Consider the following 15,808-nt stretch of genomic DNA (forward strand, 5'->3'; position numbering starts at 1 on the left):
CTGGTTATGAATCCATAACAAATGATCGGTATTCTTAATATACACCATAAAACATTAAATATTTTTAATATTTCCAAAAATATTTTGTGGATATAAAGATTAAAGAACACAAGTTAGAACAAATAGAGTCTTACCAGCTACTATCTTCTAAAAGACGTTTTTTAAGCTGTAACAACTGCACATTCATATTACTGATCTTCTTCTGCTGAATCTCAATAATATTGCGAGTGAAAATATTGAACAGTTTTTCCGGTTTTTTACGGAAAAAGTTCAATGCTTCGTATCGTTCAAACTTGAGCAATTGTGATTCCCCCTCCGAAACCACTTTAGCCATTCTGTTATTTTTGCTAAAAAGAAAGGTTTCCCCCAAAAAACTACCTTTACTGAGTGTTGCAAGCTGGATATTATCTTTCCAAATAGAAACTTCGCCCTTTGAAATCAGATAAGCAGAATTTACATATTCCTCCTCATTAATGATTACATCATCCTGAACAAACCGTTCTTCCATTCCCAAGTTCAGGAATTCCATAATATCTTCGTAATGAAAGTTCCTTAATAATAAGGGCGGTTCTTTTAAAAACTGCCGAATATATTCGGGCGTTGCCTCTTTTTCTGCTTGATTATCAGTTGCCATAACTTATCTCCAAATTTAACTTATGCTAACCCCTTATAGACATCACAATATTAACGATTATTTAGTTCTACCCTAAACGTCTAAGAGTATTTTAATCTTCGATGGTAATTGCTGCAATTTCTTCAATTGTTGTAAATCCGTTCTTTATACGTTCCCGACCAGAACCACGCAAACTCAACATTCCCTGGCTCATTGCGTACTCCTTGATGGCCACCTCATCAATCTCATTTCCTGATTCTAAAATCATTTTTCGAATTTCTTTATCAAAATACAATGCCTCCATAATAGCGGTACGCCCCTTGTACCCATTAGTGCATTTATCGCACCCCACTGCTTTATAAAATGTGGTTTCTTCGTACTCTTCTTCTGTAAACCCAATGCCTTTTGCAGTTTCAATATGGGGTCTGTACTCTTCCTTGCAATTTTTGCAAAGCGTACGTATCAGGCGCTGGGCCATTATCAAGTTAACGGCATTTGCAATCAAAAAGGTTTCAACGCCCATCTTGTAGAGTCGAGAAATAGCACTGGGGGCATCATTCGTGTGCAGTGTTGAAAAAGTCAGGTGACCCGTATTCGCCAGTTTAATAGCAATCTCGGCCGTTTTAAGGTCGCGAATCTCACCCACGAGTACAATATCCGGATCGTGACGTAAAATCCCCCTCATCGCCAGATCAAAAGTCATGTTGGTACCAATTTTAAGCTGACGGGCACCCTCAATAAGATATTCAACCGGCTCCTCAACCGTAAGTACATTCACTTCGGGAGTAATCACATAGTAAAGAGCTGCAACAAGGGTCGTTGACTTACCACTTCCCGTAGGCCCCGTAACAATGACAATACCTGAAGGTTTTTCAATCGCTTTTACAAAATCTTCTTTGGCCTTTTTCTGTAGCCCAAGTACATCTAAATCCGTAATAACTTCGCGATCATCAAGAATACGAATTACGATAGACTCAAACTTTCGATCGAACTGCGCCCCTACCATCGGCATAATGGAAACCCGGTACCGGATGTTGTGGCCATCTACCTGTCGCTGGATAAAACCATCCTGCGAGGCATCTCGCTCAAAACGATCCACATTTCGTGTTTTATCTTTAACAACGGCCGATATGGCTTCCGGTTTTACATTATTTTGTTGATGCCAGAGCTGTAACTTGCCATCGATTCGAAATCGAATATCTGTTGAAGTTTGGCCACATGGAACAATATGAATATCACTCACCCCCTTACGAACCCCCTCAACAAGAAATCCCTCAACCAGAGAGTTAAGCATACTCTGGTTGATTTCTGCATCAATCTCCTCCTCGTCAATCTCTTCGGTATCTTCCTCTAAATCCGGCTCATCATATTCAATCTCCTCGAGCAGATCAAGGAATTCATTCTTCTGTTCATATACCTGAGTTAAAATCTGTTCAACCAACTCATACCGGCAGTAAACAATATGGTGCTGCTTGAAATTTAATTTACTAACGATGTTCGAGAGTGTGGGATCGGAAGGGTCGGCCGCAGCAATTGTTAAGGTGTTCTGGCTTTCATGAAGGGGAACTGCTTTTTGATGTACCAACTCATCAACTACTTCTGTAGGAAGATCATCTATATATGCCTTAATCTCTTCGATATCCTCCTCCTCAACAGAATCCTGATCCCCAAATACCTCTTCAAAAGCATATATTGAGGCAATTTCGCTCATTACCTCATGGCGATCAATTCCAAGATCCTGATAAAGGATCTGTCCCAGGCGTCGATTCGAAGAGTCGGGCTCTTCACGTAATATTGCCAGGGCCTCATTGAGCTCATCGTTGGTAATAACATTCCTGTTTACGAGGATATCACCAATATGTCTGCGTGTATTAACTTTTCCCATTAAAAACCAAAGGTTTGCTGAGTAGTCTAATATTCATGCAAAATACTGCCACAATATACATGTTCCTTTCAGAAATGTAAGCAAAAAATAAGGGTAATCATTATTGTGCCCACATAACTATTTTAAAACAGGATTTTAACGAATTCTTCTTTTTTGGTAAGAGAAATTAATAAAGAATAAACTTTGATATCTTGTTAGTCTAAAACTCTGTTAACACCCTATTACCTCATAACTTATTTAACCTAATAACTTTTAATAAGCCTACATAGCTCCCGAATTAGGACTAACCAGAGCAGATTCTGCCGATACAATCGTAATAGCAATAAGTGCTATCATAATAAATATATTCACGCCCAAACTAATCATATCTACAATAGTATCCATTTTATAGGTCGTCTGCGTTTCATAATATTCTGCCAACTGCTTGGCATTTTGTTTCAGTGCACCCGACTCGGCCCCGAGCTTAAACCTGCTGATCGCCGTATCCGTAAACACGCCCGTAGCTTTTAGTGATTCAATAAGTCCGGCCCCCTCTTTTAACATCATTTTAATGGCCACTTCTTTAATCTGCTTCTCCATATATTTATTACGGCATGCTTCGGACGCGACTTTAATCACCTCAATATTCTGTCCCGATCCGCTGTAAAGCGTATAAAATACGCGAGCAAATATTTCGATACTGGTTTTATGAATAAGATCACCGATAACCGGAACTTTTATAATATTCTTATCCCGCCATAATTGCCCCTTAGGAGTTTGCGTAAGCCAGTACCACGCCGCAGAAATGGGAATAACATGAGCCAGCGTTAACATTAACCAGTTATCCTGCAGCCAGTAGCTAAACTCAAGGGTGGCAGCGGTCATGGGCGGTAGTGTAATATCCATCTCCACAAATGCCTCTGCGGTTGCGGGGAATATATACCCCACGTAAAACAGTATTACTCCTATCGTTGCTAATACTGTAATGGCCGGCATCAACAGTGAACGACGCAGATTGCTTTTAAATTCAGCATCACGTTCAAGAAACTTAGCAGTACTTCTGAACACCTGCGCCATATTACCACTTGTGGAAGCTACGCTTAACATATAAGAAGCAAATTCTCCAAAGACATCCTCGTGCTTACCATAGACTTCATCACCTTCTTTCCCATCCTTTAAGTCTTTCTGAATCGTGCCAATGGTTTCTTTCATCCGAGCGTTGGTGGTATCCTCATGTAACAACTCAAGAATTTCATCAAAGCTAAGCTGCTGCTCCAACAGGTCGGCACTTAAGCTAATAAAGGTAACGACTTCACTTTGAGGAACGCCTCCCTTGAAATCAAACCACTTTTTGTTGATACGGATAACCTTGTAACCAAGCTTCACCAGGGCTTTTTCAACCTCTTCTTTAGAAAAAGCCTCCTGTTCACCGGTGACGGGATCTTTATTTCCTTTTTGAACTTTATACTGGTAGGTCTCTTTTTTATCTATCCCCTTGACCTTGAGTCCATTTTTCCGGGAGATCTTCTCGACCCGTTTTTCGGCTTCTTTTTTACTGTCCGCCTCAAACTCAGATTTGATCATCTTGCCCTGAGCCGAGATAGCACGTAATCTAAACTGCGGCATAATCCCTGTTACTTATTTTTTTGTAGATGACTTTAGTAATACAATGATCAGAATAATATAGGTTTGTTACAAATTGGATTTATATTTTTGTTTTATTTATTCAGTAAATCTTTTTCAAAGCCTTTATTCCTCATATATAGATTAAGTTTACTTTGCCAAATATTCCGGGACAATCTCTTTAATTTAGATCTTAGATCATTAGCAATATTACGGATTTGCTTAGGGATCCTGATTGTATACGATCTTATAGATAGAGCAAAATATTTAATATTACATTAAACTGATTCTGGGGTACTACCGACTAATTTACTTCAAGAATTTCTTTGGCCGCCAGGTTATTTTTCTCTCCATACCCTATCCGGATCATGCGAATGGCAACTAGTATTATTTCTATTTGCCGGAATTGCAGCACTTTTTGTACTGTTCGGATACAGAACAAAATTAGCGATAATTGTAACTTTTGTTTTACTGCTTTCACTGCACAATAAGAATCCCTGGATCCTAAACAGTGGGGATGCTTATTTAAGAATGGTCGTTTTTTGGAATATTTTCTTACCTCTCAATAAATTTTATTCTTTTGATAATCTAAATAATAAAAAGCCAAAAAATACAAAATATACCTCATTCGCATCATTTGGGTTTATTTTACAGATTTTATTGCTTTATGTGATAACAGGTTTTTTAAAGTCATCACCTGAATGGCTTTGAGAGGGCACGTCTATTTATTATGCATTAAACCTCGACCAAATCGTCAAACCATTAGTAAAGTGGTTACTTCAATTTCCATATCTTCTAAAGATTTTAACTCATGGAGTAATAGTTTTAGAAGTTATCTTCCCCTTTTTCTAATAAGCCCGTTATACAATAATAAGTTTCGAATGGCTACCATAAGTATTTTTTGGCTATTCCATATAGGATTAGGACTTACAATGGCTATTGGAATATTTGTACCTGTTTGTTTAATCGCCTTGATCCCCTTAATTCCTTCTTCAGTTATTTCTGATATTATAAATTGGGTTTCAACAATTAATGTCTTTGGTATACAACTAAATAAAATTAATTCTTACGTTTGTAAAAACTACTTTAAAATCCAGCTGATCTACTTTTAATTTTTTTATATTTTTTGAAACACCAATAATAATTATTTCGATTTTGATCGTTTTTAGCTGGAATATCTCTCCCCTATTATTTGACACTAATATCCTACCTAAGCCAATTAAAAAAGTTGCTTACACCATACGATTTGATCAACAGTGGTCAATGTTTGCTCCAAGTGTTTCAAAGGATGATGGGTGGTTTGTATTTAAAACAACATTCCGAAATGGAAAAACAATAGATCTTTATTCATAAGAATGAAGTCCAAATAACAAACCCCGTTGGTATGCCCGATTATTATATTTGCGGAATATTTATTCTGAGGATAAAAATATCCTCTTTAATACTTTCATTTCAGCGCTGATAACACAAAGTGAAATTAAACCAGAATATTTACATAGTGTAGCAATTATATTTTTTGAAGAAAAACCTCTCTACCAGGTAATAGACTATCAATCACAAAAAATATTTTGCATAAAAAAAGGTTCTCGAATTAACGAGAACCTTTTTTTAAAAATTCACCTTTAACAATTTAATTATCCAGAAGTATCTGTACCACCTGAGGTATAAGAAGTAGTAACTTCAGCATCATCTTGATAAATAGTATATACCATACTTCCACCAGCAGTAGAAGGAGCAGTCCCATAATTGTCATCACTAGCTGGATATGCTGTTATTTGAAATTGATCAGTGCTAGTAGAGGTAATTACGTATGTACCATTTTGATTATAAGCCGTATCGTCCGAATCAACAGTCCCACCAAATGTAAGATTGTTAAAATCCACACTTGAAAAATCTTGACCACCTCCACCAAGCGCTGTAGGCTTCATATAGTATCCCTGTGCAGAAGCAGCAATAGAAACTAAATCTTGCCGTACAGCATCCAGATTAGCTGAATCTGCCGCTGCTGAAAAAGTGTTAATAGCTACGACCGTAGCGATACCTACGATAATCGTTACCAAAATTACGAGTAAAAGTTGTTGTTGTCCCATGGTTGTTACCTATTTGTTAGATGATTGGTTATTTGTTAAATCATTTTTGAAAAGCTCCGAAGAACCCCGAATAACTTTTCCTCTTTCGTTCACCCATAAAGAGTTACTGAAAGCATGTTTGTTACAAGTTTTTATTTAAAAACAAGATTAAGCCTTCAATAAAGACGAAACAAGTTAATTTTTCTTAAACCTCATTTATAATACTTAGCACTAATATGACAGCTAACCAAGTTAAATGCAAACTAAATATTAAGATTTTCTAATGTTTAAATAGTTCTGCTTTCATTCTAAACAAATTTGGGAGCTATTCAAAATGCCCCCTCCCTCAACTACGCTTTTTACAAAAGCTTAGAAAAATAGATTTGTTTTTCCTCTTTCGCAGAGAAAAAAGTGCAACTATGAGGGGGCAAAACTAAATCTCTGCTTTTTTAATAAATAAAATCAAGAAAGAACTGTTTATTCATTAGGTAGCTGCCAACCACCTTCACAATTGCTTCCACTCAGAAGGAGCATCGGAATTCTCGTGGACCGTTCACATTGCTATCACTATATCTATATTTCACAAACCCCATAATCCCCCATCGATAAGACAGATCATTACTGATTAGAAAAAAAATAAAATTGTATTCTCACCAATCAGCAATTATTATTGTTGACAATACCATTTGATCGCCTTAAGATTAAGCTAAATATTAATTTTTTCTAATATTAGTAATAACGTTGTTGCTGGATACTCATTAAAGTGAACCCAAAGCTATTACCTTAATAACATAGTATAGATAGTGCAATGAAAAATCGTCTATTTCTCCTTTTTCCCATCGCAATTTTATTGATCCTACAGGCGTGCGGCACGGATGACTCTGTAATCATAGCGGGGCAAGTCATTGAATCCGGGTCCGGAAATCCCATCAATACAGCGGTAGTCGAGGTTGTACAACCTGAAAATATACAACAAACCGCTACTACCGACTCCTCCGGGAACTTCTCTTTTGATGTTGATCCCGGTAGTGAAACTCAAAATGTAACGCTCGAAACCTCAAAACAGGGATATGAAACCCAGACTACTGATTTTAAACTGGCTCCGGATACGGATGTAGATGATCTGGTAATTGAACTTTCGTCTCCCAATAATGATGGTAGTGGCGAAGGAAACGAAGACGAGGGAGTTGGAGGTGAATCGGGAGGTGCCTACAAGATTGAATTGACAAATCTATCAAATTCTAGCATTAGAATTGCAGAAACAGGGGGAGTAACCAATGCATCATTTACTTTTATCGTCCGTGATTCTGCAGGTCGTGCTATTAGCTCACAAAATGCGATAGACGTGGAGTTTAGTATCGTCGAAAATCCTAATGGAGTTGATGCTACAATTACTCCTGAAACGGTAAAGACGAATGCTAATGGTACTGTGACTTCCAATATTTCCTCAGGTAAGATAGCTGGTGTGGTTAAATTACAGGCTATCGCTACTCGCACCGATATTGATATGACTATACGCTCTAAACCTGTTGCTGTTGCTATTCATGGCGGGTTCCCTTATAAAGAACGATTTAGTATTTCTGCTGAAAAACTTAATTTTGAAGGTTTTAGCAAAGATGGTATTAGAAATCCTATTACTGTTATTGTAGGTGATGAATTTAGCAATCCAGTTAAGCCAGGGACAGCAGTATGGTTTGAATCTACGGCAGGAGTTATACAAGGATCTGAACCCCAACATACTGATGAAGATGGTTTTGTAACTGTTGATCTTATATCCGGTGGGGACAGAAATTTGCTCAATGATCATCCTACATTAGGCTACGGTTATGCGCAAGTAACTGCTCATACCTATAATGAAAATGATGAGAAAATTACGGAGAATATTGATATCCTTTTTTCAGGTCCCCCAAGTTATGCTAACATAGACTTGTCACCTGAACCATTTACCATTGATCCTGATGGTAGTGAAAACTTTACGGTAACAGCAACTGATATAAATGGCAATCCCCTACCTGCCGGAACAACTATTACAGTAGAAACCGCTGAAGGGTTAGAAAGCAGCCCTGCTGAATTTGAAGTCCCAAATGTTCTTCATAGTGGACCGGGAGCGACCTCTTTTGAACTCTCTGTTGCTGATACAGATGATGAATCCTCAAATGTGCAGGATACTAAAATCACTATAAAGATCGAGACTCCAGAAGGTGATATTGCAAGCCGTTCATTCTCAGGTACAAGAGCTAAAATAAGATAGTAGTTAATTTATTTCCTAAAAGCCCTGTCAAAGTTTTTGAACTTTGACAGGGCTTTTCATTTTTGGGAGGTCTCTTTTCAATCCATTAGTTAGTATTATTCGATCTTAATATTTTCTATTGATCTTGAACCAATTTATTTGTCCCGATTATTTCACTAAGCACGATAGTCTCATTATATTTGCCTTCAATTTTAATACAAAGGGATTATGTGTCATCCTATGAAAAACCTGTCAAAACTATTTAAACAGAATAAACAGTGGGCTGAAAAAATTACTAATCAGCAGCCCGACTTTTTCGAAGAATCAGCCAAGGGTCAAAGTCCAAATTATTTATGGATTGGTTGCTCCGACAGTCGCGTCCCACCCACTCAACTTACGGGACTCGGTCCCGGCGATCTATTTGTACATCGCAACATTGCCAATGTCATTTCCCATTCCGACGTCAACAGTCAATCGGTGATACAGTATGCTGTAAGCGTACTTAAGGTTGAGCACGTGGTTATTTGCGGCCATTACGGATGCGGAGGCGTGCAGGCAGCGTATGAAGATCCGGACCTCGGATTAATCGACAACTGGCTGGCAGATATTCAGGACGTCTATCGAAAACACAAAAATGAGATCGGAAATATCGGTTCGGAAGAAGAAAAACTTAACCGATTTTGTGAACTCAACGTATTGGCGCAAGTCCAAAATACCTGCCACTCCCCTTTTGTACAGCAGGCCTGGGAAGAGAGGCAAGAGCTAACTGTCCACGGTTTAATTTATGATCTTAAAACGGGACTGCTTAACGATTTGGATATACACATTACTTCGCCCGAAGAAGCCGAGGATCTGTAAAGTTAACTCTTCGGTCTAATAGATACGTTTCATATATTTAGTTGAAATTTCAAATCACTGTAACTGCTTACCTAATTTTCTTTAAAATTTTTTAGTCTGATGGATATTAAAACGCCCGAAAACAAGTTTCAGGATGTCTCTTATGGAGAAGAACTATATACCGAACTGTTGGATCACCTGGTAACCGATGTTGAAAAAGATCGGCATCACCTAAGCTTGTTTTTGGGACTTTATACGCCCAATAAACAGGAAGCGCTGCAGGAATTAGAACAAAAATTAAATCGTAAGACCCACATAGTAAATACATCAGATTTGTCATCTCGCATTGAATCTGAATCATTCGAAAAGCTGGATGACTTTTTTGATAATATGGATCAATCCGACGATATCCTCTATTTTAAAAACGGTGAAAAGCTCTGCGGCGTATATACCAGCTACTCCCATTCCCAAACGAAGTATGCCACCCCGCAGGAGCGCTATTTTCTGGAAAAGGTGAAAGCATTTAACGGACTTGTTATTGTTGATATTGAAGAGTTTTCGGACGCTGACAAAACGTTACGCCGTGCAGCACATTCGGTCGTCACCTTTACGTTGCCCGATTCTAAATTTAAACGAGCGTGGTGGCATATAAAAAATTATTCCGCCCACGGGTGTGAACTCAAGACCACTCGTCCCGAAGCATACGGCGAAACAGGATAATTTCTATTTAGATGCGTAAACCCATAAAACCCCTCCCCACTGACTGTTGCGGATCGGGGTGCCCAAAATGTATTTACGATATTTATGAGGAGCATTTGGAAAAATACAAAGAGTGGAAAAATAAGCAGCAGAAAAAACGTCAGAATAACAAAATTAAAAAGCTTTAAGGACTATTATGGCTATAAAAATCAAGTTGGATACCAGTGGACGACGCGGTAAAACGGTTACGATGATCTCGAATATTCAGCATAATCCGCAGGTAATTGAGAAGCTTGAAAAACAACTTAAGCAAAAATGTGGGGCCGGCGGAACCAGTTATGCCAAAACGATTGAGATCCAGGGGGACCACGTGGATAAAGTCAGGAATTTTCTCCAAAAAGAAGGTTATGATGTGAAATAATTAATAAAACCGCTCCTGTCCCCCTACTTTATTAGGAGGGAATTCCCAACCCCTGAAATCAAATTTGAATTACTATCCAATGTCCCCTTTAAAGGAGAGATGTAAGAGGGGTTAAAAGGAGATGAAACTTAATAACTGAAGCAAATCAACGATTATGAGCCTGAATATTTCAGAAGAAGAATACCAAGAGATTTTAGATCAAATTAAAGACGATGACAGTCCAGTAGGCATTGATGCCGGTAAAACGCATGTGCTCATCCTTCAAAAATTACTTCGGATCGAACGTCGATTAGAAGCACTTGAAATGCGCTTTTTTGAGGAGGAAGAGTAATTACCTAATCTTTATCCAAGAGACTTTTCAATAATCCGATGTGTTCTTCTTTTTCTTTATAAATTAGCACCGGTACCCCAAAATGATATTCCGCGAGATTATCTGCCATCTCATCGGTCAGTAATGCAGCCGCAGAAGTTTTACTTTTTGCTCCTACCATAATCAAATCAGCCCGAGTTCGCAGAGTCAAATCATAGATCTGGTCGGCCTCCTTTCCATCCTTATTGACTGTAAAAACGCAGTCGGGAATATCTCCCAAATCGTACTTCTTCTTAAACTTTTCAAATTTCTTGTTCAGATGCTCATTCATCCGCTCAGAATACTTCTCCGAGGGTATATAGGGGAAGAATTGTGTTGGATAGTTGTAAACATGCTGTAGATGGAGGTCCGCACCAACTGCTCCTGACATTTTTTGAGCTCGTTTTAATGCTCTTGCCGAAGCCTTTGAAAAGGTTATGGGAACATGCAGGTTTTCAAGTTTATACTGGGAGTTCTCGGCCACAAAAAGCAGAGAGCAGTGTGCATATTTCGTGATTTTTCGCGCCAATACCCCCTCTCCTTCATATCCCGTTTTTTTGCCCAATACCAACAGATCGGGATCAAATTCATTCAAAGCTGACAGCAACGTTTCCGATGTGTCACCGTCCCGAACGATAATGTTGACGTGGGGTCCCTCGGCATCAAAATGCTGGTCTACTTTTTTCTTGAGCTCTTCCCGGATAATACTTTCAAGTGATTTCGATTTCTCTACTTCAGGAAACAGCTCATTGAGTTCTTCCGAAATCCCCTCATCCTCGATTACATGAATAAAAGTAAGATGTTCGGGTTCATGAATACCGGATAAAAAATACAGATACCCTAACACAAGACCATCCATATTTGTTAAGTCGAGGCCAACCATCCAATGTTTAAAAGAATTCATAACCGGATACCTTATAATATTTTATTCAGTAGTTTCATCTTTTTGCTTGCGAACCAGGTTGGAAATCAACTCTTTATATGAATCGCGCTGTTTTTGCTCTTTGCGCTCTATTTTACGCTGATGTTCCTCGCTCAATCCCTTGTACAAGCTATAACACATCAACAGCAAGATAAACAGAAACGGAAGTCCTGTGGTTATTGAAGCGGTTTGCAGGGCATTCAGCCCCCCTCCAATAAGTAATACCGCAGCTACCGCTCCCTCAGTCTGGGCCCAAAAAATACGCTGACCGACGGGCGCATCCAGCTTACCACCGCTGGTTAAACTGTCAATGACCAACGATCCTGAATCTGATGAGGTTACAAAAAAGCTCATCACCAAAATGATGGCAACGATAGAGGTTATAAATCCTAACGGAAATTGCTCAAGCAGCACAAAAAGTGCGGTTGCTACATTCTCTTCCACAGCAGCACCGATATTGCCAATCCCCTGCATTTCCAGATTGATTGCCGTTCCACCGAATGCAGCAAGCCATAGGAAAGTCACAATGCTCGGAGCTATCAGTACTCCCAACACAAACTCTTTCACCGTTCTGCCTTTGGATATTCGAGCGATAAACATCCCTACATAGGGCGACCACGAGACCCACCATGCCCAGTAGAAAACAGTCCATCCGTTTTGCCACGTTGATCCCTCGTAGGTTTCCGTCCAAAAGCTGTAGGTTAAAATATTGTTAGCATAATGTCCGAGGTTTTGCACAAAGGAATCCATGATATAAATGGTGGGACCAACGATCAGCATAAAAATCAAAAACAATACTGCAATGCGGATATTTGCCTCGCTGAGTACCCGCACGCCCTTATCAATTCCCAAAATAACTGAACCCGTAGCCACCATGGTAATCCCTATAATTAATCCAACCTGCAACCAGACGGTGTCGGGGAATGCAAAAAGGTGATTTAGGCCGGCACTCACCTGTTTTACCCCCAGTCCGAGCGAGGTGGCTAATCCAAAAAGAGTAGCCAATACGGCCAGCGTATCAATAACATCGCCAATCCAGCCTTCAATTCGATCTCCCAGCACGGGATAAAAAACCGATCGGAATGAGAGCGGCAGTCCCCGGTTAAAAGCAAAAAAGGCTAATGAAAGCGCGACAATAGCATAGATACCCCAGGCGTGAAAACCCCAGTGAAGATAGGTCAAACTCATAGCCTGTCGTGCAGCTTCTACCGTTTCTCCCTCTGCCATGGGCGGACTCAAAAAATGATAGATGGGCTCGGCAACACTCCAGAACATGATCCCAATCCCCATTCCGGCACTAAAGAGCATGGCAAACCATGCCATGGTGCTAAACTCCGGTTTGGCATCGGCACCGCCCAGCCGAATACTTCCAAAGCGACTAAAAGCTATCGCAAGGGAAAATATCAGAAAGGCATTTACTGATAAAATAAAGAGCCATCCCATCTTGTTTGAAATATAACTCTGTACGCTCTCAAACATTTTTTGGGCCTGCTCTCCCATCACGAGTGTAATTACAATCATTGCGAGTATGAGAACAACGGATGACCAAAAGACAGGCTTATGTACGTCGAAATATTTTTTAATTCTCTCTTGCTCAGCTTTCTCTTCTGAATCTTCTGACCGTAAGCTCATTAAAATACTTTTAATTAAGCATTAATAAATCCGCACTGATTGCTTTTACCCTACTAAATTGGATTAATAAATAAAACGTTCAGTGTTAAACAAATCAATTAGCTGAACACCGGCAATAAAAAAGGGATATGGAACGACCCATATCCCCAAGAATAGAAAAAAAGTATTGCTTACAAATTCACTTTGCTTTCTCTTTTCGGATCTAAATCGTAAAGCGACGATACCGTAGCCTGCACAGTTTTATACCAGTCGTTGCCGTACTTATCATTGATCTCATAAAAATCAGAAAAATCAGGCTTGCGAACCTTCATCTTCCATTCCTGATTTTTGGCTTTGTATACAGGATCCACATGCAAGAGCTGATGAAATACGACCATCTCGCGGGTCTTCTGATCAAGCATATCCCACATTTCACCGGAAATTTCAATGAGGTAATTATGACCGGAATAATACTCTACTTCGCGGGATGCTTTTTTACACTTGGCAGCTTTGTATTTCGAAAGGTTTGGATATACCAAAAAATAGCCGATCGAGGCGGGACCAAAATCAAGGGTTTCCCGCTCTATCACTGTTTCTGCTATTTTTGCTATTTCTGGAGATTCCATTAATTGTTTGTTGCTATGGGCAACGGTATCTCCGGGCTTCAAAAAATCATTGTCTTTCATGGACGTACATCTTCTATTTTAAATTCAGAATTTCGTGGTGATCAAAGGTATGATTCTAAGGTGATCTTTTCATCCATAAAAGATGAAATAATTACCCCCCCCATCAGACCGCTGGTCTTGCGATCGGATGGGTAGAATGAAAGTATCTACATTGCCCTTTTAACCATCGGATGGCCTGCCTGCACGAAGCCTTCCGGTAGCATAGTCATTCGAAATACAAGTTTCGGCGTAGGCGCGCAACTACAGCCATCCGATGGGGATTTAAGCTGAAAACTGTAAGGATTTGAACCTTAAACAGTCTTACTGTTAGTATCTAACTAAAATAATTTTATGGAATTTAAGCAGGGAAAGATTTACCACACATACAATCGGGGAAATAATAAACAGCTGATATTTTGTTCAACAGAAAACTATTTATTTTTTCTAAGGAAAATGCGGAATCACATTCTTCCTGAAGCCCGAATATTGGCCTACTGTTTAATGCCCAATCATTTTCACTGGTTAGTACATATTCAAAATAAATATAACCAAGAATCCAATTCTCTTAATAAAGAGATTGGAATCCTCTTACGATCTTATACTCAGGCAATAAATAAACGCTTTAGTAGAACAGGGTCCTTATTTCAACAAGGGACTAATGCTGTTGAAATTAACAGTCAAATTTATGCTCTAACTTGTTTTCATTATATCCATCAGAATCCAGTTAAAGCAAATTTAGTGAATCAAATGGAGAAATGGCCCTTTTCTTCTTTTCCTGATTATGCAGGTATAAGGGATGGGAGCCTTGTAAATAAAAAGTTTGCTTACCAATATTTAGATATAGCACCGGAATCTTTTGTTGCAGAATCTAAAAAAGCAATTGATCCTAAGATTATCAAAAATCTATATTGAAAGTCATCCATCCGACCGCTGGTCTTGCGATCGGATGGATAAATGAAGCTATCTTTCCATCCATCGGTTGGCAACATCAGCCATCCGGTGGGGCTCGTCTCCAAACCGGTGGAGTTGTAACTGCCGATGGTACTATGTCTCCAACTGACAATTAGAACAAAAATAGATTTTTCGGCCACCGTTCTTCTCCTCCTCTATTATTGAACCACATTTGTGACAATGGTCATCCGTTCGATTATAAACAAAGTGTCGGTAGTCGCTGCGAGGAGCATTCTCGCGCTTTAGAGCTTCTACAATTTCAGGATCATTAGTTATCCCGCCTGTTTTATATGATCGTGTAGTAAGTTTAAATGTAGCTTCAGCAAGCGATGCCTTTTGTTGATCTGAATATGCGCGCAATTTCTTTCGGGGATTCACTTTGGCATAAAACATAATTTCGCTGCGCAGGTAATTGCCAATTCCACTCACAAATCCCTGGTCCAACAGTAAGGTAGTTAACTTTCTATTCTTGAACTCGTCGGACTGATACTGTCTCAGAATATCCTCATATGTAGTATCGGGATGCAGCACATCGGGACCTAATTTTTTAATATAGGAATGTTGGTTCACCTCTTCCCTGTCCAACATCTCAATTTCGGATGCCGAATATAGATAGGCCGACTTTTCGCCATTGTGGATAGCCACCCGCAACGACCGATTGGTATCGGGCTGCTCACCGGAGTCGCTCACCATCCATTTCCCATACAGCTGATTATGGCTGTACATAACTTTGTTATTATCGAAAAAAGTAAGAAGAGCTTTGCCGCGGGCTTCAACATTTTCGACAAACTGCCCTTTAAGCTTTGCCTCGTAATTCTTTAATTCATCAAAGGCAAAATAAAGATCCTCAATAGGTCGATTTTTAAGAGCATTTGTTAACGAATCGGCAGTTCTCCAAATTTCCGGTCCTTCTGGCATAAAGAATATTTTTATCTGTTAAAATTTTCATTGACC

At 39.2% G+C, this 15,808-nt stretch carries 16 protein-coding genes and 1 pseudogene; 9 read left to right on the forward strand and 8 right to left on the reverse strand.

What is annotated here, in order from left to right; genetic code table 11:
* Positions 1 to 130 precede the first annotated feature (130 nt).
* From CK503_RS09320 to CK503_RS09330, 3 genes are all read right to left on the reverse strand, one after another.
* Entirely contained in the window at positions 131 to 634 is a 504-nt protein-coding gene (locus CK503_RS09320) for a cyclic nucleotide-binding domain-containing protein (protein WP_095606540.1), read from the reverse strand.
* Between the two features lie 91 nt (positions 635 to 725).
* Complete coding sequence (locus CK503_RS09325) at positions 726 to 2,498, reverse strand: GspE/PulE family protein (protein ID WP_095606541.1); 1,773 nt, start codon at positions 2,496 to 2,498, stop codon at positions 726 to 728.
* Positions 2,499 to 2,759: 261 nt separating this feature from the next.
* Entirely contained in the window at positions 2,760 to 4,103 is a 1,344-nt protein-coding gene (locus CK503_RS09330; protein ID WP_095606542.1) for a type II secretion system F family protein, read from the reverse strand.
* Between the two features lie 375 nt (positions 4,104 to 4,478).
* Between CK503_RS09330 and CK503_RS16455 the strand changes: the two are divergent.
* Positions 4,479 to 4,811, forward strand: a pseudogene (locus CK503_RS16455) (HTTM domain-containing protein); the annotation flags it as partial.
* Between the two features lie 923 nt (positions 4,812 to 5,734).
* Here CK503_RS16455 and CK503_RS09345 read toward each other — a convergent pair.
* Entirely contained in the window at positions 5,735 to 6,190 is a 456-nt protein-coding gene (locus CK503_RS09345; RefSeq protein ID WP_095606545.1) for a hypothetical protein, read from the reverse strand.
* A gap of 787 nt (positions 6,191 to 6,977) precedes the next feature.
* Here CK503_RS09345 and CK503_RS09350 point away from each other — a divergent pair.
* The 6 genes from CK503_RS09350 to CK503_RS16130 all read left to right on the forward strand — a co-directional run bounded on the left by CK503_RS09350 (position 6,978) and on the right by CK503_RS16130 (position 10,687).
* On the forward strand, positions 6,978 to 8,420 hold the full coding sequence (locus CK503_RS09350) for a carboxypeptidase regulatory-like domain-containing protein (protein ID WP_095606546.1): 1,443 nt from the start codon (positions 6,978 to 6,980) through the stop codon (positions 8,418 to 8,420).
* A 219-nt stretch (positions 8,421 to 8,639) separates the two neighbouring features.
* Positions 8,640 to 9,257: a carbonate dehydratase gene (gene can / locus CK503_RS09355; RefSeq protein WP_095606547.1), complete on the forward strand. Its 618-nt coding sequence runs from the start codon at positions 8,640 to 8,642 to the stop codon at positions 9,255 to 9,257.
* Positions 9,258 to 9,356: 99 nt separating this feature from the next.
* Positions 9,357 to 9,956 carry a hypothetical protein gene (locus CK503_RS09360; RefSeq protein WP_095606548.1) on the forward strand — a complete coding sequence of 200 codons (600 nt, stop codon included), beginning with the start codon at positions 9,357 to 9,359 and terminating at the stop codon, positions 9,954 to 9,956.
* A gap of 11 nt (positions 9,957 to 9,967) precedes the next feature.
* Complete coding sequence (locus tag CK503_RS16460) at positions 9,968 to 10,123, forward strand: oxidoreductase-like domain-containing protein (protein ID WP_095606549.1); 156 nt, start codon at positions 9,968 to 9,970, stop codon at positions 10,121 to 10,123.
* Between the two features lie 8 nt (positions 10,124 to 10,131).
* Positions 10,132 to 10,356, forward strand: coding sequence for a translation initiation factor (locus CK503_RS09370; RefSeq protein ID WP_095606550.1), 225 nt, complete (start codon positions 10,132 to 10,134; stop codon positions 10,354 to 10,356).
* 154 nt (positions 10,357 to 10,510) lie between these two features.
* Positions 10,511 to 10,687 carry a hypothetical protein gene (locus tag CK503_RS16130; RefSeq protein WP_176466273.1) on the forward strand — a complete coding sequence of 59 codons (177 nt, stop codon included), beginning with the start codon at positions 10,511 to 10,513 and terminating at the stop codon, positions 10,685 to 10,687.
* Between the two features lie 4 nt (positions 10,688 to 10,691).
* On the opposite strand, the gene CK503_RS09375 is transcribed toward CK503_RS16130, so the two are convergent.
* The 3 genes from CK503_RS09375 to CK503_RS09385 all read right to left on the reverse strand — a co-directional run bounded on the left by CK503_RS09375 (position 10,692) and on the right by CK503_RS09385 (position 13,924).
* Entirely contained in the window at positions 10,692 to 11,609 is a 918-nt protein-coding gene (locus tag CK503_RS09375; RefSeq protein WP_095606551.1) for a universal stress protein, read from the reverse strand.
* 21 nt (positions 11,610 to 11,630) lie between these two features.
* Positions 11,631 to 13,259 (reverse strand): BCCT family transporter, encoded by a 1,629-nt coding sequence (locus tag CK503_RS09380; protein WP_095606552.1) that lies wholly within the window; start codon positions 13,257 to 13,259, stop codon positions 11,631 to 11,633.
* A gap of 170 nt (positions 13,260 to 13,429) precedes the next feature.
* Positions 13,430 to 13,924 carry a putative metallopeptidase gene (locus CK503_RS09385; protein ID WP_095606553.1) on the reverse strand — a complete coding sequence of 165 codons (495 nt, stop codon included), beginning with the start codon at positions 13,922 to 13,924 and terminating at the stop codon, positions 13,430 to 13,432.
* Between the two features lie 330 nt (positions 13,925 to 14,254).
* Between CK503_RS09385 and CK503_RS09390 the strand changes: the two genes are divergently transcribed.
* Together CK503_RS09390 and CK503_RS16135 are read left to right on the forward strand one after the other, a co-directional pair.
* Positions 14,255 to 14,815: a transposase gene (locus tag CK503_RS09390; protein WP_095606554.1), complete on the forward strand. Its 561-nt coding sequence runs from the start codon at positions 14,255 to 14,257 to the stop codon at positions 14,813 to 14,815.
* A complete protein-coding gene (locus CK503_RS16135; protein WP_176466274.1) occupies positions 14,812 to 14,970 on the forward strand; it encodes a hypothetical protein in 159 nt (52 codons plus the stop codon). The genes CK503_RS09390 and CK503_RS16135 overlap by 4 nt, the downstream gene beginning before the upstream one ends.
* Here the strand turns inward: CK503_RS16135 and nei are convergent.
* On the reverse strand, positions 14,948 to 15,772 hold the full coding sequence (gene nei / locus CK503_RS09395) for an endonuclease VIII (RefSeq protein WP_095606555.1): 825 nt from the start codon (positions 15,770 to 15,772) through the stop codon (positions 14,948 to 14,950). The two genes, CK503_RS16135 and nei, sit on opposite strands and share 23 nt — an antisense overlap.
* Between the last annotated feature and the right edge of the window lie 36 nt (positions 15,773 to 15,808).

The organism is Fodinibius salipaludis (assembly GCF_002287075.1).
Taxonomy (GTDB): Bacteria; Bacteroidota; Rhodothermia; order Balneolales; family Balneolaceae; genus Fodinibius; species Fodinibius salipaludis.